At 66.3% G+C, this 23,695-nt stretch carries 26 protein-coding genes, 2 tRNA genes, 1 other RNA gene and 1 pseudogene; 19 read left to right on the top strand and 11 right to left on the bottom strand.

Going from position 1 to position 23,695, the window contains the following annotated elements:
* The first annotated feature begins 80 nt into the window (after window positions 1-80).
* Window positions 81-1,991: a SurA N-terminal domain-containing protein gene (locus FIV34_RS13685; protein ID WP_139983667.1), complete on the top strand. Its 1,911-nt coding sequence runs from the start codon at window positions 81-83 to the stop codon at window positions 1,989-1,991.
* Window positions 1,992-2,120: 129 nt separating this feature from the next.
* On the top strand, window positions 2,121-3,344 hold the full coding sequence (fabV, locus tag FIV34_RS13680; protein WP_139983665.1) for an enoyl-ACP reductase FabV: 1,224 nt from the start codon (window positions 2,121-2,123) through the stop codon (window positions 3,342-3,344).
* Window positions 3,345-3,401: 57 nt separating this feature from the next.
* On the opposite strand, the gene FIV34_RS13675 is transcribed toward fabV, so the two are convergent.
* Together FIV34_RS13675 and gloB are read right to left on the bottom strand one after the other, a co-directional pair.
* Window positions 3,402-4,676 (bottom strand): transglycosylase SLT domain-containing protein, encoded by a 1,275-nt coding sequence (locus FIV34_RS13675; RefSeq protein WP_139983663.1) that lies wholly within the window; start codon window positions 4,674-4,676, stop codon window positions 3,402-3,404.
* The gene (gene gloB, locus FIV34_RS13670) at window positions 4,673-5,440 is read right to left on the bottom strand and encodes a hydroxyacylglutathione hydrolase (protein ID WP_139983661.1); all 768 of its coding nucleotides are present in this window, start codon (window positions 5,438-5,440) and stop codon (window positions 4,673-4,675) included. The genes FIV34_RS13675 and gloB overlap by 4 nt, the downstream gene beginning before the upstream one ends.
* Before the next feature lie 168 nt (window positions 5,441-5,608).
* Between gloB and FIV34_RS13665 the strand changes: the two genes are divergently transcribed.
* The 3 genes from FIV34_RS13665 to dnaQ are packed head-to-tail and all read left to right on the top strand — an operon-like array spanning window position 5,609 to window position 7,493.
* Window positions 5,609-6,301 carry a methyltransferase domain-containing protein gene (locus FIV34_RS13665; RefSeq protein ID WP_139983659.1) on the top strand — a complete coding sequence of 231 codons (693 nt, stop codon included), beginning with the start codon at window positions 5,609-5,611 and terminating at the stop codon, window positions 6,299-6,301.
* An 8-nt stretch (window positions 6,302-6,309) separates the two neighbouring features.
* Complete coding sequence (gene rnhA / locus FIV34_RS13660) at window positions 6,310-6,765, top strand: ribonuclease HI (protein ID WP_139983657.1); 456 nt, start codon at window positions 6,310-6,312, stop codon at window positions 6,763-6,765.
* Window positions 6,762-7,493, top strand: a complete 732-nt coding sequence (gene dnaQ / locus FIV34_RS13655; protein WP_139983655.1) for a DNA polymerase III subunit epsilon — start codon at window positions 6,762-6,764, stop codon at window positions 7,491-7,493. Before rnhA ends, dnaQ begins: the two co-directional genes overlap by 4 nt.
* Before the next feature lie 8 nt (window positions 7,494-7,501).
* Here dnaQ and FIV34_RS13650 read toward each other — a convergent pair whose 3' ends face one another.
* Window positions 7,502-8,209, bottom strand: a complete 708-nt coding sequence (locus FIV34_RS13650; protein WP_139983653.1) for a PP2C family protein-serine/threonine phosphatase — start codon at window positions 8,207-8,209, stop codon at window positions 7,502-7,504.
* 144 nt (window positions 8,210-8,353) lie between these two features.
* On the opposite strand from FIV34_RS13650, the gene FIV34_RS13645 reads away from it, so the two are divergent.
* Window positions 8,354-8,443 (top strand) — tRNA-Ser (locus tag FIV34_RS13645).
* Window positions 8,444-8,527: 84 nt separating this feature from the next.
* Here the strand turns inward: FIV34_RS13645 and FIV34_RS13640 are convergent.
* Entirely contained in the window at window positions 8,528-8,836 is a 309-nt protein-coding gene (locus FIV34_RS13640) for a hypothetical protein (protein ID WP_139983651.1), read from the bottom strand.
* A 319-nt stretch (window positions 8,837-9,155) separates the two neighbouring features.
* Between FIV34_RS13640 and FIV34_RS13635 the strand changes: the two genes are divergently transcribed.
* Genes FIV34_RS13635 through FIV34_RS13625 form a run of 3 tightly spaced genes read left to right on the top strand, consistent with a single transcriptional unit; the run spans window position 9,156 to window position 10,351 of the window.
* Window positions 9,156-9,650 (top strand): hypothetical protein, encoded by a 495-nt coding sequence (locus FIV34_RS13635; RefSeq protein ID WP_139983649.1) that lies wholly within the window; start codon window positions 9,156-9,158, stop codon window positions 9,648-9,650.
* Window positions 9,647-9,997 carry a hypothetical protein gene (locus FIV34_RS13630; RefSeq protein ID WP_139983647.1) on the top strand — a complete coding sequence of 117 codons (351 nt, stop codon included), beginning with the start codon at window positions 9,647-9,649 and terminating at the stop codon, window positions 9,995-9,997. Before FIV34_RS13635 ends, FIV34_RS13630 begins: the two co-directional genes overlap by 4 nt.
* Complete coding sequence (locus tag FIV34_RS13625; protein WP_139983645.1) at window positions 9,998-10,351, top strand: hypothetical protein; 354 nt, start codon at window positions 9,998-10,000, stop codon at window positions 10,349-10,351.
* 13 nt (window positions 10,352-10,364) lie between these two features.
* On the opposite strand, the gene FIV34_RS13620 is transcribed toward FIV34_RS13625, so the two are convergent.
* Complete coding sequence (locus FIV34_RS13620) at window positions 10,365-10,607, bottom strand: hypothetical protein (protein WP_139983643.1); 243 nt, start codon at window positions 10,605-10,607, stop codon at window positions 10,365-10,367.
* 244 nt (window positions 10,608-10,851) lie between these two features.
* On the bottom strand, window positions 10,852-11,268 hold the full coding sequence (locus tag FIV34_RS13615; protein ID WP_139983641.1) for a hypothetical protein: 417 nt from the start codon (window positions 11,266-11,268) through the stop codon (window positions 10,852-10,854).
* A 187-nt stretch (window positions 11,269-11,455) separates the two neighbouring features.
* On the opposite strand from FIV34_RS13615, the gene FIV34_RS13610 reads away from it, so the two are divergent.
* Window positions 11,456-12,700, top strand: coding sequence for an Nramp family divalent metal transporter (locus FIV34_RS13610; protein ID WP_139983639.1), 1,245 nt, complete (start codon window positions 11,456-11,458; stop codon window positions 12,698-12,700).
* A gap of 67 nt (window positions 12,701-12,767) precedes the next feature.
* Entirely contained in the window at window positions 12,768-13,175 is a 408-nt protein-coding gene (locus tag FIV34_RS13605) for a DUF6165 family protein (protein WP_139983637.1), read from the top strand.
* On the opposite strand, the gene FIV34_RS13600 is transcribed toward FIV34_RS13605, so the two are convergent.
* On the bottom strand, window positions 13,176-14,255 hold the full coding sequence (locus FIV34_RS13600; protein ID WP_246058621.1) for a glycosyltransferase family 9 protein: 1,080 nt from the start codon (window positions 14,253-14,255) through the stop codon (window positions 13,176-13,178). It lies immediately after the preceding gene.
* A 45-nt stretch (window positions 14,256-14,300) separates the two neighbouring features.
* Here FIV34_RS13600 and FIV34_RS13595 point away from each other — a divergent pair, with 45 nt between their 5' ends.
* From FIV34_RS13595 to FIV34_RS13560, 8 genes and pseudogenes are all read left to right on the top strand, one after another.
* Entirely contained in the window at window positions 14,301-15,026 is a 726-nt protein-coding gene (locus FIV34_RS13595) for a 3-deoxy-D-manno-octulosonic acid kinase (protein ID WP_139985940.1), read from the top strand.
* Window positions 15,023-15,781: an MBL fold metallo-hydrolase gene (locus FIV34_RS13590; protein WP_139983635.1), complete on the top strand. Its 759-nt coding sequence runs from the start codon at window positions 15,023-15,025 to the stop codon at window positions 15,779-15,781. Before FIV34_RS13595 ends, FIV34_RS13590 begins: the two co-directional genes overlap by 4 nt.
* Before the next feature lie 81 nt (window positions 15,782-15,862).
* Window positions 15,863-15,953, top strand: a tRNA-Ser gene (locus tag FIV34_RS13585).
* 26 nt (window positions 15,954-15,979) lie between these two features.
* An RNA gene (ffs, locus tag FIV34_RS13580) (signal recognition particle sRNA small type) lies at window positions 15,980-16,076 on the top strand.
* 77 nt (window positions 16,077-16,153) lie between these two features.
* Window positions 16,154-17,819, top strand: a pseudogene (dnaX, locus tag FIV34_RS13575) (DNA polymerase III subunit gamma/tau).
* Window positions 17,816-18,139, top strand: coding sequence for a YbaB/EbfC family nucleoid-associated protein (locus FIV34_RS13570; RefSeq protein ID WP_139983633.1), 324 nt, complete (start codon window positions 17,816-17,818; stop codon window positions 18,137-18,139). The pseudogene dnaX and the gene FIV34_RS13570 overlap by 4 nt, the downstream one beginning before the upstream one ends.
* A 17-nt stretch (window positions 18,140-18,156) precedes the next feature.
* The gene (gene recR / locus FIV34_RS13565; protein WP_139983632.1) at window positions 18,157-18,759 is read left to right on the top strand and encodes a recombination mediator RecR; all 603 of its coding nucleotides are present in this window, start codon (window positions 18,157-18,159) and stop codon (window positions 18,757-18,759) included.
* A 20-nt stretch (window positions 18,760-18,779) separates the two neighbouring features.
* Window positions 18,780-19,124 carry a histidine triad nucleotide-binding protein gene (locus FIV34_RS13560; RefSeq protein ID WP_139983630.1) on the top strand — a complete coding sequence of 115 codons (345 nt, stop codon included), beginning with the start codon at window positions 18,780-18,782 and terminating at the stop codon, window positions 19,122-19,124.
* A 31-nt stretch (window positions 19,125-19,155) separates the two neighbouring features.
* On the opposite strand, the gene FIV34_RS13555 is transcribed toward FIV34_RS13560, so the two are convergent.
* The 4 genes from FIV34_RS13555 to FIV34_RS13540 are packed head-to-tail and all read right to left on the bottom strand — an operon-like array spanning window position 19,156 to window position 23,694.
* Window positions 19,156-19,761, bottom strand: coding sequence for a Slp family lipoprotein (locus tag FIV34_RS13555; RefSeq protein ID WP_139983628.1), 606 nt, complete (start codon window positions 19,759-19,761; stop codon window positions 19,156-19,158).
* Between the two features lie 41 nt (window positions 19,762-19,802).
* The gene (locus tag FIV34_RS13550; protein WP_139983626.1) at window positions 19,803-21,800 is read right to left on the bottom strand and encodes a transglutaminase TgpA family protein; all 1,998 of its coding nucleotides are present in this window, start codon (window positions 21,798-21,800) and stop codon (window positions 19,803-19,805) included.
* On the bottom strand, window positions 21,797-22,753 hold the full coding sequence (locus FIV34_RS13545) for a DUF58 domain-containing protein (protein WP_139983624.1): 957 nt from the start codon (window positions 22,751-22,753) through the stop codon (window positions 21,797-21,799). The genes FIV34_RS13550 and FIV34_RS13545 overlap by 4 nt, the downstream gene beginning before the upstream one ends.
* Window positions 22,753-23,694, bottom strand: a complete 942-nt coding sequence (locus FIV34_RS13540) for an AAA family ATPase (protein WP_139983622.1) — start codon at window positions 23,692-23,694, stop codon at window positions 22,753-22,755. Before FIV34_RS13540 ends, FIV34_RS13545 begins: the two co-directional genes overlap by 1 nt.
* Between the last annotated feature and the right edge of the window lies 1 nt (window position 23,695).

Below are 23,695 nucleotides of genomic sequence, written 5' to 3'. Positions count from 1 at the left end.
CCGCAAAGGCGCCCGTGTGGCGCCTTTGCTTTATCTACCGTCGGCAAGGGTTTGCCGGCACCACCTGTGCGAGTTGCATCATGCTGCAAGCCCTGCGTAACAAGATCCATGGTTGGCCGGCTGCCGTCGTGCTGGGCGTCTCGGTCTTCGCTGTCGCCTTCTTCGGCATCGAGTCGTACTTCGTCTCGCGCGTCGACACCTTCGTGGCGAAGGTGGACGACCATGAGATCTCGCAGCAGGACTGGCAGAGTCGCATGACCGAACTGCGCCAGCAGATCGCCGCGACGCCGAACTCGCCGTACACGGTGGCTGACCTCGAGAAGCCCGAGCTCAAGCAGCAGATCCTGGATGGCATGATCAACCAGGTGCTCCTGCAGAAAGCCAACACGGACCTCGGCCTGGCCGTGTCCGACATGGCCGTGCGCGACACCATCGGTGGCGACCAGGGCTTCCAGGTGGACGGCCGCTTTGACCCGGGTACGTACCGTGCGGTGCTCGCCTCGCAGGGCATGACGCCGGCGATGTACGAAGCGAAGGTGCGTTCGGGCCTCGCGACCCAGATGCTGCCGGAGGCGATTTCCGCCACCACGCTGGTGAGCGACGCCGACGTCGACAACTTCTTCCGCCTGCACGGCCAGCAGCGCGACCTGCGCTTCGTGGACCTGCCGCGTCCGTCGCTCACTGACGCGAACGTGGCCGACAGCGAGATCGACGCGTTCTACCAGGCCCACGTGGCCGACTACACCACGCCGGAACAGGTGTCGGTGCAGTACCTCGAAGTGAAGCAGTCCGAGCTGAAGGTCGGCGAACCCACGGACGAGCAGCTCCACCAGTACTACGACAAGTTCAAGCAGCGCTATGCGCAGCCAGAGCAGCGCCTGGCCTCGCACATCCTGGTCAACGTCCCGAAGAACGCCACGCCGGACCAGCAGAAGGCTGCGCTTGAGAAGGCGAAGAAGCTGGCCGCCGAAGCGACGCCGGAAAACTTCGCCAAGCTCGCCGCCGACAACTCGGACGATCTGGGTTCGAAGCGTTCGGGCGGTGACCTGGGCTGGCTGGAAAAGGGTGTGACCACCCCGGCCTTCGATGCGGCGCTGTTTGCCCTGAAGAAGGGTGACGTCAGCAAGGAGCCGATCCTCTCGCCGGACGAGGGCTACCACATCATCTGGCTGCGCGATGCCCGCGAGGGTGACGCCAAGCCGTTCGCCGAAGTGCGCGGCCAGCTGGCCGGTGACTGGGCCAAGGCCGAAGGCGAGCGTCTCTACAACGAGAAGGCCGGTCAGCTGGCCGACCTGGCCGAGCGCAACCCGGGTTCGCTCGATGCGGCGGCGAAGGAGCTGGGCCTCGAGATCAAGACCAGCCCGCTGTTCGGTCGCAACGGTGGCGAGGGCATCCCCTCCGATCCCAAGTTCATCCAGGCCGCCTTCGGTGACGACGTCGTTACCCAGGGCAACAATTCGTCGCTGGTGCAGGTCGGGCAGGGCGATGCCATCGTCCTCCACCTGGCGAAGCACAACGCGGCGGCGGCGCAACCGCTCGCCGCGGTGAAGGATGCCGTTCGCCAGCGCATCCTGGACCAGCGCGTCGACGCGCTGGCCAAGAAGCAGGCGGATGACCTGATCGCGCAGCTGGCCAAGGGTGGCGACGTGGCCGCGCTCGCCAAGGCGCCGGTCCAGACGGCTGCCGGCCTCACCCGCAACAAGCTGGGCGATGCCAAGGACGTGCCGCCGGCCGTCCTGCGCGAAGCCTTCTCCCTGCCGCGCCCGACCCCGGGCAAGGCCGCCTGGTCGGCCGTGCGCATCGACAACGGCAACTATGCCGTGGTCTCGGTGGACAAGGTCACCGACGGCGACCCGGCCAAGGTCGACAAGGCCACCCGTGACGGTCTTCGCGGCCAGATGATGGACGCGATGGCTCGCGCGGTGACCATGGAATACGTGAACGCCCTGCGCGCCAAGGCGAAGATCACGGTGGCCAACGACCGCATGTAAGCCGGCCCACCCGGCTTGCCATGAGAGACCCTGCTTCGGCAGGGTCTTTTTTTTGCCTGGCAACATGCGGCAGCGCATGGACCGCGTCCCGATTTAGAATGGCGGTCTTACCGCGTCAAAGGACAACCCGTGATCATTCAACCCAAGGTTCGTGGCTTCATCTGCACCACCGCCCACCCGGTCGGCTGCGCGAAGAACGTCGAAGAGCAGATTGCCATCACCAGGGCCAGCGGCACGTTTGCGCCAGGCCCGAAGAAGGTGCTGGTCATTGGCTCATCCACCGGCTATGGCCTCGCCTCGCGGATCACGGCGGCGTTCGGCCAGGGCGCCGACACCCTGGGCGTGTTCTTTGAAAAGCCGTCGAGCGATGCCAAGACCGGCACCGCCGGCTGGTACAACGCGGCCGCCTTCGACAAGCTCGCTCGCGAAGCCGGCCTGTTCTCGAAGTCGATCAACGCCGATGCGTTTGCCAACGAAACCCGCGCGAAGGTAATTGAGATCATCAAGAACGAGATGGGCGGCAAGGTCGATCTCGTCGTCTACTCGCTCGCTTCGCCGGTGCGCAAGTTGCCGGAAGGCACGGCGATGGGCGAGCCGGGCACCGTCGTGCGCTCGGCGCTGAAGACGGTCGGTTCGCCTTTCACGGCGTCCTCGGTCGACACCAACAAGAACGAAGTGGTGCAGGCGACGGTGGAGCCGGCCACCGAGCAGGAAAAGAAGGACACGGTCACCGTCATGGGTGGCGAGGACTGGGCGCTGTGGATCGACGCGCTGGCGGAGGCGGGCGTCCTTTCGGACCACGCCACCACCGTCGCTTACAGCTACATCGGCACGGAGCTCACGTGGCCGATGTATCGCCACGGCACGCTCGGCCTGGCCAAGGAGCATCTGGAGAGCACGGCCCACGAGCTGGCCAAGCGCCATGCCGGCCTCCACCTGCGCTCGTACGTAGGCGTGCTGAAGTCCGTGGTCACGCAGGCCAGCTCGGCCATTCCCGTGATCCCGCTCTACGTGTCGATGGTCTTCAAGATCATGAAGGCCAAGGGCATCCACGAGGGTTGCATCGAGCAGATCAACCGCCTGTTCCACGATCGCCTCTATCGCGCTGACGGCCAGCCGGCCGCCACCGACGACAAGGGCCGCGTGCGCCTGGATGACTGGGAACTGCGCGACGACGTGCAGAGCGAGTGCAAGGCCCTGTGGGACGTGGTGACCACCGCCAACCTGTGGGACGACACGGACTACGCCGGCTACAAGCACGAGTTCATCAAGCTCTTCGGCTTTGAAGTGGCGGGCGTGGATTACGACGCCGATGTCAGCGCCGACGTGCAGTGGGATGTCGTGCAGAACTGACCGGCGTAACTCTCCCGCGGAAGCGCACGCTGTGCGCTCCTGCGGGAGTTAGCGCGATTAGCGCGACGCGGTGAGCTTGAGTACCTGGCCGGGTTTCACCGACGCCGTATCCAGGTCGTTCCACTTCATCAGCTGCTCGACGCTCACCTGGTGGCGGCGCGCGATCGACCACAGCGATTCGCCGTTGTTGACCTTGTAGACGATGTACTTTGCATCGCCCTTCGACGCCGGCTTCGCCGTCGCCTTGGCGACGCTGCGCGAGGTCTTCGTGGCCTTTCCAGCCTTCGACGTTTTCGAGGCCCTGGTCGACTTCGCCTCGGCGACATCCGCGGCGTCGCTGTCGTCGTTGTCGGCGGGCACGTCCGCAACCGGATCCACGGGGCCGAGCTTGTACTGATCGGCAGCGGTCTTCGGCAGCAGCAGCGACGACGTGACCGTGCCCTTGGTGGTGCGGTAGGCGGGATTGAAATCGCGCAGGTCGTTCATCGACAGGCCCGACTGCTTTGCTGCCTGGGCGAGCGACTGCGGGTTGTCCACCTTCACTACCTGCAGGGCTTCTTCGCGATCCTGCCTAGGCAGCTGCACGTTGAAGCGGGCCGGGTCGCGCACGATGCACGCCATCGCCATGAGCTTCACCAAATGTTCCCTGGTGTTTGCCTTCATCGGGACATCCGGCAGGCCGTCATCGGCTGACGGGCCACCGTGTTTGTCGATCGTCTTCTTGAGGCCGAACTCGCCCGCGTTGTATGCCACGTCGACGAGGCGCCAGTCGCCCAGGTCGTCGTAGTAACGGCGCATCATCGTCATCACCGACTCGGTGGACTTGGTGATGTCGAGGCGTTCGTCGTAATTCTTCTCAACGCGCAGGCCCAGCGTATGGGCGGTCTGCGGCATGATCTGCCACATGCCGGCGGGGCGATTCTTCGCGCCCGGTACGTGGCGATACTGGCTTTCCACCCAGGGCAGCAAGGCGAATTCGCCGGCCACGCTGTGCTTCATCGCGGACTTGTGCGCGTACACGATGAGCGGGAGCACTTCGTTCACCTGCTGCTCGAAGCGGTTCGGCATCTTCGTGTAGGTGCGTGCCCAGGCCAGCACCTGCGGATCGGCCTCGCAGCCCGGCATGCTGAAGCTGTCACGCATGTCGGCCCAGAAATCCGCCGGCGGAGCAGGGCGTGCCAGCTTCGGCGAAGGCGAGACATCCTGCACGGTATCCACCGGCGCCGCTGCGACGGGGGCGACGGCGGCCACCGGGCGGGGCGTGCTGCCGGCGCAGGCGGTAAGCGCCAACGGAATGAGGGTCGGCAGCAGCCGGCGTATCAATACATTCATGCGGTGAAGGTGTCCTTGGCCCGGCGCAGCGCGGCGAAGCGCTCGGCCCGCGTGGCGTGTTCCTTGCCATGGGCCTCGGACCAGCGGGCGATCGCCTCGCTGTCCACGCGCAGGAAGGGGTTGGTGGCGAGCTCATCGGCGAGGCGGCTGGGCACGCTGGGGCGGCCCTCCTCGCGCAGGCGCGCCACCTCGTCCCGACGGCGGCGCAGCGGGCCATTGTCCGGATCCACGCTGAGCGCGAAGCGGATATTGGCCGCGGTGTATTCATGCGCGCAGCAGACCAGGGTCTCCGGCGGCAGGTGGGCAAACTTGTCCAGCGAGGCCAGCATCTGCTCCGGCGTACCCTCGAACAGGCGGCCGCAGCCGACACTGAACAGGGTGTCGCCGCAGAACAGGAAACCTTCGCCGGCGTAGGCGATGTGCGAGGTCGTGTGGCCCGGTACTTCGAGCACCTGGAAGGTGGCGCGTGGCGCGTCCAGCTGCACTATGTCGCCATCGCCCACGATCTGCGTCTTGTAGTGGATGCGCGGATCCAGCGGCGCGAACACCTCGATATCGTGATCACGCACGAGGTCGAACACGCCGCCGATGTGGTCGTTGTGATGGTGGGTGAGCAGGATCGCGCGCAGCGTCCATCCCCGCGCTTTAAGCGCGGCTTCCACGGGGGCGGCTTCACCGGGATCTACGACGAAAGCGTTGCCTTCGTCATCGGCGACCAGCCAGATGTAGTTGTCGCTCAAAGCCGCGACGGGAACCCATTGCATCGGGCGAACTCCGCTACGTCGATAGGGCGCGAACACCCAGGATGTGGCCGTCGTCCCGCCAGGCCTGGCGGGTAGGGGCGGCCGGACTATATCAGCCGGGTATTTCCTGCTCGTTAGCGAGTTGTTAACCCGTGCGGCGGCTGTTCAACCTCACTACACTCGTCACACATGCCCACTCTCGTCTCCGACATCTATGCGACGCCCCACGTGCGCAAGCTGCTTGCGGAAGAGAACCGCGTGCTGACCCCGTTGCTCCAGCGTTGCACCGGCGACCACGGCCTGCACCTGACGGCTGCCACGGGCGCCGAGCCGCCGGCTATCCCCCTGCTGGGCCACTGGGCCAGCGTGCGGGTGGCCGGGGCGCACCTGGCGGGTGATGTCGTGGCAAGCGGCCTGGAGCCGCTCCCGTTCATGGATGAGGCGTTTGGGGTGGTCCTGCTGCGGCACGCCCTGGAAACCACCGCCCGCCAGGACAATCTCCTCGACGAAGCGATTCGCGTCCTGGAGCCGGGTGGGATGATCGCCATCACCGGTATCCACCCGCTTGGGCTGTGGTCGCCCTGGGTGGCCCGGCAGAGCGGGCGGGCCCGTCCTCGCCTCACCTGGCCGTGGTGGTGGAGCCAGCGCCTCGTGCGCGACGACTTCGAGCTTTCCATGCCGCGCCGGCTGGGCAGCGCCTGGCCCCGCGCGGGTGGCGCGGCGGTGGGCGAGTCGCTCATTGGCGGCGGCTATCTGCTGGTGGCGCGCAAAAAGCGCCCCGCGGCTGTACCCTTGCGCCCCCGCGCCGCGGTGGTGCCCACCCCGGTGCCCGGCACGTTCGCCTCCGGCGCACGGCGCCACGCCCGTGAACCTATTCCCTGAAGAGTGGCATGACTGATCTTGTTGAAGCCTTTACCGATGGCGCCTGCCTCGGCAATCCCGGCCCCGGTGGCTGGGCCGCCCTGCTGCGGACCAAGGGCATCGAAAAGATGCTCTCCGGCGGCGAGCCGGATACCACGAACAACCGCATGGAACTGATGGGCGCGATCTCCGCGCTGGAGGCCCTTACCCGGCCGTGCAAGGTGCACCTGATGACGGACTCGAAGTACGTCATGCAGGGCTTGCAGGAATGGGTGCCGAAGTGGCGCCGCAATGGCTGGCTCACCTCCGACAAGAAGCCCGTGAAAAACCAGGACCTGTGGGTGCGCCTCGATGCCGCCACGCAGCCGCATACCGTGACCTGGGAATGGGTCAAGGGCCATGCCGGCCACGAAGAGAATGAGCGCGTCGACGTCGCTGCCCGCGACCAGGCCATCATCTACAAGGCAAAGGGGAGCGTCGCGTGAGGCAGATTGTCCTCGATACCGAAACCACCGGCCTTGAGGCGCACCTCGGCCACCGCCTGATCGAAATCGGCGCGGTGGAGCTGGTCGGCCGTCGCCCCAGTGGCAACCACTTTCATACGTACCTCAATCCCGAGCGCGCGATTGACGAGGGTGCGCGTGAAGTCACCGGCATCCAGGACGTCTTCCTGCTCGACAAGCCGTACTTCCGCGACAAGGTCGACGAGTTCCTGGCGTACATCAAGGGTGCCGAGCTCATCATCCACAACGCGGCGTTCGACGTGGGCTTCATTAACGCCGAACTGGCGCGCCTGGGTCCGCAGTACGGCACCATCGACGACCATGCGACGGTCCTCGACACGCTGAAGCTCGCGCGCACGATGTACCCGGGGCAGCGCAACAGCCTCGACGCCCTGTGCAAGCGCCTGGGCGTGGACAATCGCCACCGCGATCTCCACGGCGGCCTGCTCGATGCGCAGTTGCTGGCGGACGTCTATATCGCGATGACGTCGGGCCAGGTGGGCCTGGACTTCGCCTTCGACGCCGCTACCGAGAACTCAGCCGTGAATGCGCTGGGCGATATCGTGATCAGCCGTCGCCCGATCGTGCTGCATGCCACGGAAGAAGAGCTGGCGATGCATGCGAAGCGCCTCGACGGACTCGACAAGGCGGCGGGTGGGCAAAGCATCTGGCGCAAGCTCGATGCCGAGCAAGCGGAAACGGTGCACTAACGTCGCGGTCAGGCCGCGGCGCGAACGAGGATCGCGGTGATGTTGTCGCGCCCGGTTCCCGCCAGCGCCTCCAGCACCAGGTGATCCACGCACTCCTGCGCGGCGATGTCTGCGCGGGAGATGATCTCGCCGATCCTGGGATCGGCCACTTCGTCGGTCAGGCCGTCCGTGCAGAGCAGGAGGCGAGCCCCCGCCGACAGGTGACCGCGAGCGAGTCCGATATGCAGCTGGTCAGGCGCGGTGATGCCCAGCGCCTGGGTCAGCACGCTGCGCTGCGGGTGCTGTTGCGCCTGCGCCTCGGTCATCTCGCCGGCCTCGACCAGCGCCTCGACGATGGAATGGTCGTGGGACAGGCGGTCGAGCGTACCGTCGGCCCAGCGGTAGATCCGGCTGTCGCCGACCCATGCGGCTTCATACGCACGGCCGGAGACGCGAATGGCGGCGATCGTCGTCCCCATGGGCCGCGATACACGCTGGCCGCTTGAGCGAGCAATCAGCGCCTCGTTCACCCGCTGGATGGCGTCCACAAGGGACTGGCCGGCCGTTACCTGGGCGACCACGCCGTCGCGGGCCATGGCCGCGGCCACCTCGCCGTGCTGATGCCCGCCCATGCCGTCCACCACCAGGAACAGACCCAGGCTGGCATCGGCGTAGTAGCTATCCTCATTACGCAGGCGGCGAAGGCCGGTATGCGTGCCGTGTCCGAACTCGATCATGATGGCCTTGGGGAGCGGGAAAAGGGTCGCAATGGCACCGGGATGCCTTGGGAGCATGCCGCATCAAAAGCCTGTTGTCACGGCACGGAAGACCCACTATCATTGCCGACTCGGTTGGCCCACAAGCCTTCCGTCGACCCTTCCGGAGAGGTGGCAGAGTGGTCGAATGTACCTGACTCGAAATCAGGCGTACGTGTAAGCGTACCGAGGGTTCGAATCCCTCCCTCTCCGCCAGTTTCAGAACAAAGGCCTCGCAGCAATGCGGGGCCTTTGTTTTTGCGCGGTTCCCTCGGTGTGACGTTACCGCCCTCGGTTGAATCAACGAGTGCCCAGGGCGGCAAGGATAGGGGCCAGATACTGCTGGGCAATCCAGGCGAAAGCGCTAAGGATCGTCACGAGAACGGCAATCGCGCCCGCCATCACCCAGGTTTTCGTGGGAACGCTTTCCATTCGGGTCTCGATCTTCGCGATCGATATCTTGATGGTTGTGACGTCATCGTTGATACGGTCGACGACGCGTTCAAGTCGATCAACGCGGGCGTTCACGCCGTCATGATGGGAAGGCAAGCTTCTGCCCTCAGTGATTCCCTCGTCCGCGTTGCTCCACGACCTGCATGTGACTGTCATGTTTTAGTTCCTTATGCGCTGTCATGCAGCCAGTGTGCTGATGACGTAGAGGCCGCGTGCCCCTGGTTGGGAAAGTTGACCATAGTCCTGGCGCCAAATATGTAGGCGTAGCCTTCTTTGGTGTGGCGCTTGTATGGGCTCGTGTAGTCCACGTCCGTCAACGGCGAGCGGACCTCCCGACGCAACGCTGACGCGAGGTCGGTATCAACCCACGACTGTTGATGCTGTAGTCCTACGCCACTTTCAGCGACTCGCTCGGCCATGTCGTCCGATGTCGCACCTAGTCTGAACGCGACTTCCGTGACGAACGAGGTGTGTCGTGAAACGACTGGCAATGGGGTGTTTCGTAGGCTGTCTTTTTCTGGCGGGCGGTGCGAGGGCTCAGAGCGTGCACCCGGAAATCGTTAGCTTTCAGAGTAGGGAACGCATTACCCATCTCGCCCCGGGCGGCCCGAATGCTGCTCGCGAAATCGAGGTTGAAGTGGGGCTGTTCGACGAAGCCGGCCGCATGGTTGCCCTTCCTGGTTACGCAGTGAGCCTCGTCGCCTTCGACGGCGACCCGCAACAACGCTATGGCATCGGCACATTGAAGGGTATGACGGACAGCGCGGGCCGCTTCAAGGGAAAGGTTTTGCTATCCGATTGCAGGACGCCCGCGATTCTTGGCCCGACAAGAGTGCACCGTATCTCTAATCGGCCGGAGTACTGGGACGTGACTTACACGACGGCTCGCGTAGTGGCGAACGACAACGGTAAGGGTCAGGCGCGGTTTGTCCACGTTTGCAAAGAGATCTATCGAGGGACACGGCCATGATCGTTGGCGCGCCCGGTACTCTGCATTGGTCGCCGCAAGTGCCGACGACGGCAAGCAGTGCGACTGGGCCAGAGCGCACCGGCCAGCGCGCCTCAACGTCCTGGGAGGAAAATTTCTTTACCAAGGAAACGGAGCGCGGCCAGGATCGTACGAGGATGGCGCATACGTTAAAGGCATTTGCCGAAAGACTCGACAGTCTGTCGTCGAAGCTGCGTTCGATTCGACCCGATATCGCGGACGCCGACTACGACCTGAAGCTTGAGGGGAAGCAACTCGTCGTTATCGATGATCAGCTCGATGAGCGATCACGAACGTGGCTTGAGGTGTCGCTCAATGGCGATCGCTAGTTGGTGCGCCTTGCAAGGTCGTTCAATGACGAGGCGGTTCTGGCTTTTGATACACACAACACCGGTCCGAAGGTGTATCCGGACAATCGCCGATCGTATGATCATCTCGATACAACGATCGACCGAAGCACACGGTTTGTTTCGCTTTTAAAGGAAATTTCGAAAACGGTAACCGTGCCTACACAGCAGCGAGCGTCGCACTTTTTCGGATCGAACCCCTTTGAGCGCGCCGCGGCGCTCGTCGAGAAGCAGATCATTGGTGATACCTATGCCTACCAGGCAAAAGGGGGTGCGCTCGAGCTCATGCGCGATTTGTCGGATGCTTCGTTTTTCGGTTGGTCGGAGGACGTTTGATCTGCCGCGGAGCCTAAGCCTCCAGCGGATCATCCTCATGCAACTCGTCCATCCATCCACGGCGGCGGTGCAGCACCCATTCCACGTGTTCTGAGAACAGCACGTCGATGGGGCCGCCCTGGTCCATGGAGGCGAGCTTGCCGGGCGTGACGTTGCCGAGGTGCTCGGCCTGGTCGGCGTATCCCTCGATGCCTTCACGCTCGAGCTGGACGAGCACCTTGCGCAGGTTCTGGTGGCGGGCGTGCTGGACCGGCATCGGGTTGATTCCTGGAGTATGCAAAAGGGCATCGGCGGAGACCGCGCAGGCTTTAGGGTGCCCGGCCATTCCGTGCCGGAAACGGACGTGAAGCACATTTCCGGCAATCACGGGTGGACCTGATGACGCGAACGACGCGCTCGATCACCTCTGGCGGGCGCTGGCCAGCCGGTTTCGTGATGTCCGCGTGGGTAGTGTGGGCTGCGTGGCCCTGTTCAGCGCGAAGGCGCCGTCGGCGTAAGGCTTAGGCGGCGTCCTGCGATGCCCTGGTCTCGGTCCAGCCGGGCAGGGCGGCATTCACCTCATTGAGCAGCGCGTTCAGGTCGTGGGCTTTCAGGGCCAGGGCCTGGGCGCGTTCCACCTCCCGGCGCTGCTCCTCGGCCTCGTCGCGCCCCGCCGCCTGGACGGATTCGACGACCAGGCGGGCGTATTCAGGCACGAGGTCTTCCGAGGGCACCCGGAACCAGATGGACCCCTCCACCCAACGGATATCCGGCGAGGTGTGGCGGACGAAGGCCTCCTCGCAGCGGGCCGCGAAATGGGCGAGCCAGCGTTCCTGCGGCTGCGTGTCGAGCTCGGCCTGCACGCAGAAGCCGATGTCGTCCTGGTGGGCGGCAGCGAACCCGGTGATGCGGGGGATGTGGCGGGTAATCGTGGTCATGGCGCCTCCGGGAACCGCTGAGATATAAGCCGCCCCGCGTGGATGCTTTGCGAAGCCCGCGTGGCCGCCTGGGCGGTTTCTACGCGGCCTGCACGCTGGGCGGTCTGTAATGAAAGTGAACGCGATGTGCGTACACGCAGGCGGCCGGGTGAGAGAAGAAGTCAGGCAGGCGCGCGATGCCAGGGTGATGCAGGACGTATTGCACGGCCGCCGCCGGGGGCTGGCCGCGCTCGCACCGTTCGCCGGGCCGGCCGTGGTCGTGTCCGTCGCCTATATCGACCCGGGCAATTTCGCCACCAACATCCAGGCCGGCGCGCGCTACGGCTACGCCCTGCTGTGGGTGGTGCTGCTGGCCAACCTGGTGGCCATGCTGTTCCAGAGCCTGTCGGCGCGCATTGGCATCGTCACCGGGCGCAACCTGGCGCAGCTCTGCCGCGACCACCTTCCGCGCCCGCTGGTGTGGGTGATGTGGGTGGTGAGCGAACTGGCCGCGATGGCTACCGACCTGGCTGAATTCCTGGGTGGCGCGATCGGCCTTTCCCTGCTTTTCCACATGCCCTTGCTCGCCGGCATGGTGATCACCGGAATCGTCACCTACGTGCTTCTGTTGCTGGAAGGGCGGGGTGCCAGGCGCCTCGAGATGACCATCGGCGCCCTGGTGGGCGTGGTCGGCCTTTGCTATCTGGTGGAGGTATTTATCGCCCCGGTGGACTGGGCAGCGGTGGGACTTCACGCGTTCAAACCGGATCTTCCGGATGGCATGGCCGTGGCCCTTGCCGTGGGCATCATCGGTGCCACCGTGATGCCGCATGCCCTGTTCCTTCATTCGGGGCTGACCCGGCGGCGGGTCCAGCCAGGTACGGACGTGGAGCGGAAGCGGATTATCCGCCTGTCGAACGTGGAGGTCGTGCTGGCACTGGCGGTGGCGGGCCTGATCAACCTGGCGATGGTCATCATGGCGGCCAGTGCCTTCCATGGCAGCCACCCGGATGTGGCGAAGATCGAGACGGCCTACCAGACCCTGGTGCCGTTGCTCGGCGGTGCCGCCGCGCTGATTTTCCTCATCTCGCTGATCGCCTCGGGCTTTTCCAGTTCGGTGGTGGGAACGATGGCCGGGCAGATGATCATGCAGGGCTTCGTCGATTTCCGGATTCCACTGTGGGTACGCCGTGCGGTCACCATGGTGCCGAGCTTTGCCGTCGTCATCGCCGGCGTGGATGCGACACGGGCGCTCGTGCTGAGCCAGGTGGCCCTGAGTATCGCCTTGCCGTTCCCCATGATTGCGCTGGTGTGGTTCTCGGCGCAGCGGCGGATCATGGGCGTGTTCGCTATCCGGCCCGCCGTCACCGCCCTGGCCGTGCTGGCCGCCCTGGTGGTGCTGTCACTCAATGTCGTGCTGCTGCTGGACGCCTTCGGCCTGATCGCGCTTTAGGCGGGGCTAAGCCGGGCGCGCGGCAAAACTGCTAACCTCCCGCGCCTGACCTGACGGAGCACTTCCCATGAGCCTGATCCAGACCCCGGTGTCCTACGGCGAGCTGATCGACAAGATGACCATCCTCGAGATCAAGCTCCAGCAGATGACGGACCCGGCCAAGCTGGCCAACGTGCGCAATGAGCTGGAACTGCTCGATGCGACGTGGAAGAACGACAAGGCATCGGAGACCGACATCCAGGATGAGCGCAATCGCCTGCTCGCCGTGAACCAGCGCCTGTGGGTCATCGAAGACGACATCCGCGTCAAGGAAAAGGCGCAGGAGTTCGATAACGACTTCATCCAGCTCGCCCGCCGCGTTTACTTTGAAAACGATGAGCGCGCCGCGGTGAAGCGCGAGATCAACCTCAAACTCGGCTCCACCCTGGTGGAAGAGAAGTCGTACAAGGATTACGGCGCCAAGCCGCAGTTCTGATCAGGCGCGCAGCGGCAGCTTAAGGAAGTCCGCACACGCTTCGAAGCGCCCGATCATGTCGGGCACTTCCACCAGGTCCATCACGCCTTCCTTCTCGATCTTGGTGCCCCACGGAATCTCCGATGCGGGCTTGCCGAAGAACTTGCGCGAGGCGGCGTCGTATCGGTCGACACACCAGCGGCGGTCCGAATAGGGGCCGGAACGATGCGGGTTGCTCGCCGCATGGAGGCCAAGCACCTTGGTGCCGGCGGCGTTGGCCATGTGCATCGGGCCGGAGTCGGGCGTGAGGATCATGCTTGAGCGGCCCAGCAGGGCCATGAAGCGCTTCAACGTATCCTTGCCGGTCAGGTCCATCGGCGTGTGCGTCACCGCAGCGAGGATCTGGTCTGCCAGCTCACGCTCGGCCGGCGACGGGCCGCCGACCAGGGCGACACGCATGCCGCGCGCGGCCGCGTGGTCGATCAGCGCCGCATAGCGATCGACGCGCCAGTTGCGCACCGTGTGACTGGACATCGGGCTGACGAGCAGGGTGGGGGTGTCGCCCGGCAGCTGCTCGGCGGCCCACGCATGCGCATCGTCGGGCACCGGGATATCCCAGCGCACCTCCGTCTGCTTCAGCCCCAGCGGCTCGATGAAGCTGGCCATGGCGTCGAGTACATGCTCGCCCGTGCGCGCGGCAATGCGCTCGTTGACGAACAGGCCGTGCAGGTCTTTCGAGCGGGCGTGGTCGTAGCCGATGCGGCGGTCGGCCTTCACCGCGAGGCTGAGCAGGTTGGAGCGCAGCGCCACCTGCATGTGCAGCAAGGCATCAAAGCGGCGTCCGGCAAGCGCCTGGCGCACCTCGCGCATGCCTTCCCGGCCCTTGCCCTTGTCGAAGGTGATGAATTCCACGCCGGGCAGGTCCCCCACCAGCTTGCGCTCCAGCTTGCCGACGAGCCACGTCAACGCCGTACCCGGTGCCTGGGCCTGCAGTGTGCGGATGAGCGGCACGACGTGAGTGACGTCACCGATCGCGGAGGTGCGCAGGATACAAAGGCTGGAATCTCCCGGCGGGAGGGTGTGGCTTGCTAGACTGGGCACGATCGGGTTACCGGACAGGTGGCCGCCAGGCAGGCGGCCCTTCAGATGACAGACCAACGAGTAACGGAGGCCGCGGGCGGTTCGATTTTGTTCGACGCAGCCCGCGCAGCTCAAGTCGACGCTGAATGGTTCTCGCCCGACGCGTGGGCCAGCCAGGGTGCACTTCGCTCCCAGGCCGGTGGCCGCGGCGGCGTTGCCATTATTGATACGCCGGCGGGCGAGGCCGTGCTACGCCACTACCGTCGCGGCGGCATGGTGGCCGCGCTGCTGGGTGACAGCTACCTTTTTACAGGAAACGAGCGGACCCGCAGCAGCCGCGAGTTCCGTCTGCTCGCCGAACTGGCGCAGCGTGGCCTGCCGGTGCCGCCGCCCGTTGCGGCGCGGCATGTGCGCAAGGGGCTCAGTTACCGGGCCGACCTGATTACGCTGCGCATCCCCGATGCCCGCACGCTTGCCGAACGCGTGGCCGACGGCGCCTTCAACGAGGCGCTGGCGCGCCGTGTCGGCGAGCTGGTGGCGCGTTTTCATCGCGAAGGGGCATGGCACGCGGATCTCAACGCCCACAATATCCTGGTCAACGGCGAGGGCCTTTACCTGATCGATTTCGACCGGGGCCGCCTGCGCCGCCCGTCGGCTGGGTGGCGCCGGGCGAACCTGGCACGCCTGAAGCGCTCACTGGTCAAGATCGGTGCGCGCGAGGGGGGCGACATGTTCGACGAAGTGCTCTGGCCGGCCCTGGTGCAGGCCTACGACGAGGCGTTCCGCGCATGACTTACGGGCTTCGATTCCTTGGCACCGGCGCCGCGCATGCGGTGGAGCTCGGCTCGTCCGCCGTGGTGCTGGAGCGCGACGGCCAGCCCCTGCTGCTGGTCGATTGCGGCCCCGACACCCTGGATCGCTACGTGGCGACCTACGGCGCGCCGCCGTCGGCCCTGTATATCACCCACACCCACATGGACCACGTGGCAGGGATGGAGCGGCTGTTTTTCCGCCTCTGGTTCGATGAAAGCCTTCGCGGCCGCACCAAGGTGTTCCTGCATGCCGGGCTGTTGCCGTGGCTGCAGGGTAGGGTGGCCGACTACCCCGGCGCACTGGCCGAGGGCGGGGTGAACTACTGGGAAGCCTTCCACCTGGTGCCGTGTACCCGCGGCTTCTGGCACGAGGGCCTGTGGTTCGACGTGTTTCCCACCCGGCACCATGTGCAGGGCACCTCGTTCGGGCTGGCGCTTCGGGGCAGTTTCGTCTTCACGGGCGATACCCGGCCGGTTCCCGAAGCCCTGGCGCTGCACGGGGCAGCGGGGGAACTAATCGCCCACGACTGCGGCGTGCTCGGCAACCCGTCGCACACGGGCGTCGACGACCTCGAGCGGGAATATCCCGAGGCGGTGCGGGCACGCATGGCCCTGTACCACTACGGCAGTGTCGCCGACGGCGAGACGCTGCAGGCCAGGGGTTACCGCGTGGTGCGCCCTGGCGAGTGCCTGGCGCTGGCCGAGCCGCCGCCGGCACGCCCGACGGCCGGCTAGACGCTTGTGCCAGCCGCGCCGTGCGGCTATCCTTCCGCTTCTTTGTTGGGACGGAAACCGCAAAGAAGGATAGACCCGTGCGGAGAGGTGTCCGAGTGGTTTAAGGAGCACGCCTGGAAAGTGTGTATACGTTAATAGCGTATCGCGGGTTCGAATCCCGCCCTCTCCGCCAGATTTTGTAAGTCCCTATGGTGGCCCTGTCGGTCCCCCCGCGACGATAGTTCGTAAACCCCGCCAGGTCCGGAAGGAAGCAACGGTAGCGGATGATTCGGGTGCCGGGGTGTGGCTGGCAGGGTCATCGCCTTTTCGGACCCGCGCTTTCGCCGGCCACGTCTCCTTGGCACAATCGACTGTCGCCCCAAGGTAGATCGCATGTCCTATCAGGTCCTCGCACGCAAGTGGCGCCCGCGGAAGTTCGCCGAACTCGTCGGGCAGGAGCACGTTGTCCGCGCGCTCACCAATGCGCTCGACAGCGGGCGCATGCACCACGCCTATCTCTTCACCGGCACCCGTGGCGTCGGCAAGACCACCATCGCCCGCATCTTCGCCAAGTCGCTGAACTGCGAGCGGGGCGAATCGGCGGATCCGTGTGGCGAGTGCGCCGTGTGCACCGCCGTGGATGCCGGCCGATTCGTTGACCTCCTCGAAATCGATGCCGCCAGCAACACGGGCGTCGACGATGTGCGCGAGGTCATCGAGAACGCGCAGTACGCACCGTCGCGGGGGCGCTTCAAGGTGTACCTGGTCGACGAGGTGCACATGCTCTCCAAGCCGGCGTTCAACGCGCTGCTGAAAACCCTGGAAGAGCCGCCGCCGCACGTGAAGTTCCTGCTCGCGACGACGGACCCGCAGAAGCTGCCGGTCACCGTCCTGTCGCGTTGCCTGAAGTTCAACCTCAAGCGCCTGCTGCCCGAACAGATCTCGGGCCAGATGAAACACATCCTCGGCGCCGAGGCCATTGAGTACGACGAAGAAGCCATCACCGAGCTCGCGCATGGCGCGGATGGCTCGTTGCGTGACGGCCTGTCGTTGCTCGACCAGGCCATCGCCTACGGCGGCGGCGTGCTGCGCGCGGGCGACGTGCGCACCATGCTCGGTAGCGTGGAGCGTGGCCAGGTGCTCGGCGTGCTCGAGGCGCTTGCCGCGGGCGATGGTGCGGCCTTGATGGCCGAGGCCGATCGCATCGCGTCGTTCTCGCCGGATTTCGGCGGCGTCCTCGACGACCTTTCCACCGTGCTGCACCGTGTGCAGCTGCTGCAGCTCGTGCCGGGCTATCGCGCGGATGACACCGATGGCGCGCTGGATGCCCTGGCCGAGCGCGTGGCACCGGAAGACGTGCAGCTGTATTACCAGATCGCCACGAACGGTCGCCGCGAATTGCCGATGGCGCCGGATGCGCGGATTGGCTTTGAAATGGTGCTGCTGCGCATGCACGCGTTCCGGCCCGGCGAGGTCAGCCACGCGCCGTCCGCGCCGCGTCCCACCGCCGCGCCTGCGCCGCAGGCCTCGCGCCAGGCACCGTCGCCGGCACCGGCTGCGCCGCCGCCCGGCGGCACCTGAGCCCGCCGCGCGCGCTCCGGCGCCTGCGCCGGCCGCTCCTGCACCGGCCCCTGCCGCTCCGCCGCGTCCCGTTGCCACCGGTGCCAACGGCCTGCCGGACTGGCACGACATCGTCGAGCGCGCGCACCTGCGCGGCCCGATCGGCCAGCTGGCGCAGAACTGCACCCTGCGTGGCATGGATGGCGAGGCCATGGTGATGGCGCTGCAGCCGCAGCACATGCACCTGGCCGTCGAGCCGCTGACCAGCCAGATGGAAGAAAAGGTTTCAAACGCCCTGGGCCGTCGCGTGCGTTTCCGCTTCGTACCCGAAGGCGGCAGCCTCGGCACGCCCGCCGACCGTCGCGCACAGGCGGCGAGTGATGCGCAGGCCAATGCGGAAGCCTCCATGGAGGCGGACCCGCTCGTCCAGGCGCTCAAGCGCGACTTCGGTGCGCGCGTTATTCCCCAATCGATCAAACCCGTGGAGCCAGGAACATGAAAGGTCAAATCGGTCAGCTGATGCAGCAGGCCCAGCGCATGCAGGACGAGATGAAGCGCGCGCAGGACGAACTGGCGAAGACGGAAGTCACCGGTAGCGCCGGTGGCGGCCTCGTGACGGTCACGATGTCCGGCGGCCACGAAGTGCGCGGCGTGCATATCGATCGCCAGACCTTTGCCGACGATCCGGAAATGGCAGAAGACCTTGTCGCTGCCGCCGTGAACGATGCGGTGAACAAGATCGCGGAGCTCAGCCGCTCGCGCCTGGGTGGCGTCACCGCCGGGCTGAACCTTCCGCCCGGCTTCAAGATGCCGTTCTAAGGCGGCGCCGGTAAACCATGAGCAACGGTTCCCGCCTGCTGGGCGAACTGATCGACGCCCTGCGCTGCCTGCCGGGCGTGGGTGCCAAGAGCGCGCAGCGCATGGCCTTCCACCTGCTCGAGCGTGAGCGGCAGGGCGGTATCCGCCTTGCCTCCGCGCTGGATTCGGCCATGCGCGACGTGGGCAACTGCACGCGCTGCCGCAACTTCAGCGAGACCGACGTATGCACGCTGTGCGCCAGCGCGACGCGCGACCGCCACGTGCTGTGCGTGGTGGAATCGCCCTCGGATCTCGCTGCCATCGAGCAGGCCACCGGCTTCCGTGGCCACTACTTCGTGCTGCTGGGCCGGCTGTCGCCGCTGGATGGACTGGGCCCGGAAGAGCTGGGCCTGCCGTTGCTGGTTGAGCGCCTGGGCGAGGGTGAGGTCGAGGAAATGATCATCGCCACCAACCCGACGGTGGAAGGCGAGGCGACGGCGCATTACATCGGGCAGCTCGCCAAGGCCGCTGGCATCCGCGCCACGCGCCTGGCCCACGGTGTGCCCCTTGGCGGCGAGCTCGAATTCGTCGACCGCGGCACACTGGCCCATGCGTTCGGCAGCCGGCAATCGCTGGGCTGAACCCCCTTTAGGAGACTGCAGTGACCGACACCATCTTCGCCAAGATCATCCGCCGCGAAATCCCTGCGGATATCGTCTATGAAGACGACGACGTGCTGGGCTTCCGTGACCTGAATGCGCAGGCGCCGGTGCACGTGCTGTTTATTCCCAAGCGCCCCCTGGCCACGCTGGACGACGCGACGCCCGCCGACGCCGAGTTGCTGGGCAAGCTGTTGCTGTCCGCCGCGGCGTATGCGCGCACCGAGGGCTTCGCGAAGGAAGGCTATCGCACGGTGATCAATACCAACACCCATGGCGGGCAGACGGTGTTCCACATCCATGTCCACTTGCTGGCCGGGCGGCAGATGCACTGGCCACCGGGCTAAAAAAAAGCCGGCGTGAGCCGGCTTTTTTTGTTTACTTGTGCGGGCGCGGCGGCGGTGCCGGGCGAACGATCACGGTGCGCGGGCGGTACCAGTACGGATCGCCCCAGGGGCCATAACCGTACGGGCCGAAGCCCGGACCCCAGCCACCGTACCCCGGGCCCCAGAACGGGTCGTAGAAGCCGGCCGGATAACGGTTGACCGGCACGCGCTTCGGCCAGAGGTAAACCACGTCGGCCTCGACGCGCGGGTAGGCGTAGTCGAAGTCGCCGACCTTCTGCGAGACGGCGCCGTGCAGCGTACCGGTGACGGTGATCTCGCGACCGCGGGTAAACACTTCCGGATCGTAGAAACCGTCGCGGCAAGCGACGAAGCGGCCCTGGCTCTCCGAGCGCGACGCCGTCGGGCGCGCTTCGTCGTCCAGCGGCTGCGACAGCACGTAGAAGCACGTCTGCTGCGGGCCCGGTTCGGTCTTGATGATCTCACCGCCCCAGCGCACCTTGGCTCCCGGCGCGCCACCCTGCTGGGCGTTCACGGTGGTCACTTCGTTGAACTGGCCCTGCAGCGGCTGCGGTACCGTGGCGCACGCGCCCAGTGCAAGGGTGGCAGCGGCGACGGCCAACGGTTTATACATGGACATGTCACTCTCCTGGGGGCGACGGGCACAGCCGCCGCCATGGCCTATTTGACCACGCCACGCGCTCGGAATTCCCTCACCGCTTGCCGAAACTGTTTGACCAGTTCAGGTGGCGGTTCGTCGTGCGCGTAACGTGAACGCAAGTAAAGCTCGCTCAACCTTTCCAGGGCATTTCGATGCGCAGGCAGTGAGCGCGCAGCCCTTGCCATGAAATGCCTTGGGCCTTCGCCCGTACGGCGCGCCACGCCGGCCCGCGCAAGTTTGCGCTGCAGCCGGTGCATCCACGCGTCCAACGCATCGCCCTGTCGTCGCTGGAACAGGGCCCAGCCGAGGGCGGTGGCCACCAGTAGCGAGCAACCGACCGCGAGGATCAGCGCGAGGTCGCCCACGTCGGTGCGCCGGATGCCAAACGGCTGCAGCATGCCGCGCTGGCGCAGTGCGTCAAAGCCGTTAACGCCCCGGTTCCACCATTGGTTGACGACATCCCAGCGGTCGCGCACCGAGCGCAGCCACTGGCCATCAAGGAACGAAACGCCGTCGTTACCCGCCAACGCGGCCGACGCGGCACCCAGACTGACGCGCTCGGGGCGCACCGCGCCCGTGGGGTCAAAGCGCACCCACCCGCGTCCCGCTATCCACACCTCAGCCCACGCATGGGCGTCCGATCGGCGGACCAGCAGGTACGAGCCCAGCCGGTTCCAGTACCCACCCTGGTAACCGGTGACAACACGTGCAGGTATCCCTGCCGCGCGCATAAGGAACGTGAAGCTTGAGGCGTAGTATTCGCAAAACCCTTCACGCGTGTTGAACAGGAAGTCGTCGATGCGATCCGAGCCCAGCGGGGCGGGCGCCAGGGTGTAGCGGAACCCGCCGTCGCGAAACATACCTAGTGCCGCGCGCGCGATGGCGAGGCTGTCGTGGTTGAACTGTCCGGCCCAGCCTTCGGCCAGCTCGCGGGCGCGCGGCCCCACGGCGGCAGGCAACTGCAGGGCGGCACGGCGCAGCGAGGGGTCGAGCGTCACGTCGAGTGGGGCATCCATCGTGGCCGCGGCGTCATACGTCGTCGTTGCCTGGACGCGCTGGTTTGCCACGACGGTGCGATCGTAGCGAAGGGTGGCGTCCGCCGGCGCGGCCGTGGGCATGTCCAGCATGGGCAGGATGCGCTGCTGGGTGGGTTCGATCGACACGTGGTAGGTGAAGCGGGGCGAGACCGCCGGCTGTGTCTCGCCGGCCGGGAAGCGATCCGTGCGAGACGACCATTCGTGGCCGTCGAAATACAGCATGGTGTAGGCGCGGAAGTACCGCGCCTCGGCAATAGGAACCGCCCCGTCGAACGACACGCGCAGGGCAGGCGTGTCGTCAACCAGTAGCTCCCCCATGTCACCCGGTGACATGGAAGAGGAGAGCCCCGTCACGGCACGGCCGGCGTTGGGCGCACCCCACAACGGCGATTCAAGCCGGGGGATGAACACGAAGGCGAACGCGGCGAGGGGCAGGGATGCCGCCAGCATGATCAGGGCGGGTGCGAGCTCGGCCCGCCAGGCGTCGCGGGGCGGGTTGATCTCCTCGATGGCCCGCAGCGTGCCCAGGGCCGGCACGAGGCCGAGCGCGACCACCACCGTGGCAAGCAGCGATTGATCGAACAGCAGCGCGCTCATCAGCGCGAAGCCGCCGAAGGCGATGCCGACGCGCGCGTCGCGGCGATGCTCGGTCTCGAGGGTTTTCAGCACGAGCAAGCCGACGGCAAAGGCGCTGCCGGGCTCGCGGCCGAAGAGCGTGCCGTAGGTGGCGATGACCACCGCGAGCAGCAGGCCCACGATGGGTAGCTTGATCCACATCGAGACGGGGTGTCCGCCCTGGCGACGGTGCCACCAGCGCCATGCCAGCATGGCTGCCATCCCCGCCGTGAACCACCAGGGGAGGTGCAGCGCGTGCGTCACGAGGACAAACGCCATGCTCAGGCAAAGCAGGTTGAACGGCCGCTCCGCCAGCCGCGGTTCGGTATCCAGGCGAGGGGTGAGCGACAACCGGAAGCCGGTCATGGCCGAAGCGCCAGGGCAGTCAGGCAGCGGTGATAGTGTTCGTCGCCCTGGGCGATGTCGAAATAGCCGTCCGGCAAGCGAAGGCTCCAGCGCCTGCCGCCGTTACGGGCTTCATCCACCCAGCGCGCCAGTCGCGCGATGCGCGCCTCGTCGTCCAGTCCGCGCACGCTGTCCCAGTCCAGGCGCCAATCCTCCTGTGGCGCCGGCTGCTCCAGGTCTTTCACCAGCAGGTCGTGATGGCGGGCGCTGAGCTTCCACGCGATCTGCCGGCGGGGATCGCCGGGGCGATAGTCGCGCAGTGATGCCACTTCATCGCCCACGCGCGGCCGACCACGGTCCGCGTCGCCCTGCGGTTCAAACGGCGAAGGTCCCATGGCTTCGGGCATGGGATAGACGAGCACGGTGCTGTCCGGGTGGATCCAGCTCCACGCGCGGAACAGGCCAAGTGGCCAACGGGTATGGATCCGGATGCGAGGCAAGGGGAGCCAGCCGCGGCGCTCGGCATCCAGCGCGAATTCCACGGTGGCGCTGCCACCCGCGGGGACGCTCACCGCGTACTCGGTGCCCGCGATATCCATGCGCACCGCGCTGCGTTCGCGCTCGTGGGCGGAGAGGTCCAGCGAGACGCGGATGCGTTCACCCACGCGGGCGGTATCGGCGCGCAGCGTGCCGATGGTCAATCCGTTCAACACGCGGAACGCCACCAGCATGCTGCCGGCCGTCGCCGCGCCCAGCAGGCAGGTGAGCATCAGGGCGGCGTTGTTGGCGTAGTTGAGCGCGCCGACCAGCATCACGCCAAGGAGTGTCGCGAAGCCCAGCCCGAAGCCCGTGGGCACGATATAGATCCGCCGGCGATGCAGGACGATGGGCAAGGCTTCCTGCGGGCGCAGGCGCGTGAGGGCCGGCAAGCGCCGCTCGGCCCACGCCAGCACGCGCTGCGCGGCGCCGTCCATCACGGCACCGCGGTATCGGCGAGGATCGCCCGGGCAATGGCTTCGCGATGGCTGCCCCGGCCGGGGACCAAACGATGCGCGGCGGCGGGGACGAAGACGGTTTGCACGTCTTCCGGAATCACGTGATCGCGCCCGCTGATGAGGGCCCAGGCACGCGACGCGGCAAGGATGGCGAGGCCGGCACGCGGCGACAGGCCCACGCGGACGTCGTTGTGCTTCCGGCTTGCCGCCAGCAAGGCCTGCAGGTAGTCGAGGAGCGCCCCGGTGGCCTTGACGCGCTGCGCCGCCCCGCGCAGATGCGCGATGGCTTCGGCGTCCAGGCGCGGGCGCAGGGTGGCCACCACGTCGCGCCGGTCTTCACCAATCAACAGCGCGCGCTCGGCGGCGGGGTCGGGGTAGTCGAGGGAGAGGCGAAGCATGAAGCGATCGAGCTGCGAGTCCGGCAGGGGGAAGGTGCCGGCCAGGTCGAGCGGGTTCTGCGTCGCCACCACGAAGAAGGGCTTGGGCAGCTCATACGTCGTGCCGTCGACCGTGGCCTGACCTTCGGCCATGGCCTCGAGGAGCGCGCTCTGGGATTTCGGCGTCGCCCGGTTGATCTCATCGGCCAGTAGCAGGCTGGTGAAGATGGGGCCGGGATGGAAGCGGAATTCGCTGGTCTCGCGCTCATACACGCTGACCCCGATAATGTCCGACGGCAGCAGGTCGCTGGTGAACTGGATGCGCTGGAAGGCGAGGTCAAAGGTAGCGGCGAGCGCCTGCGCGAGCGTGGTCTTGCCAACACCGGGCACGTCTTCGAGCAGGAGGTGGCCGCCGGCGACCAGGCAGGCGAAGGCCAGCTTGACCTGGCGGGGCTTGCCCAGCAGCACGCCGTTAACCTGGGCGAGCGCCGCATCGAGCCGGTGCCGCAACATTTCGTCAGTGAGTGGTGTAATGGCAGACATG

The sequence above is a fragment of the Luteibacter pinisoli genome, assembly GCF_006385595.1.
Lineage (GTDB): Bacteria > Pseudomonadota > Gammaproteobacteria > Xanthomonadales > Rhodanobacteraceae > Luteibacter > Luteibacter pinisoli.
Note: the sequence above shows the minus strand (reverse complement) of the source record. Positions and strands in the feature narration are given on the sequence as shown.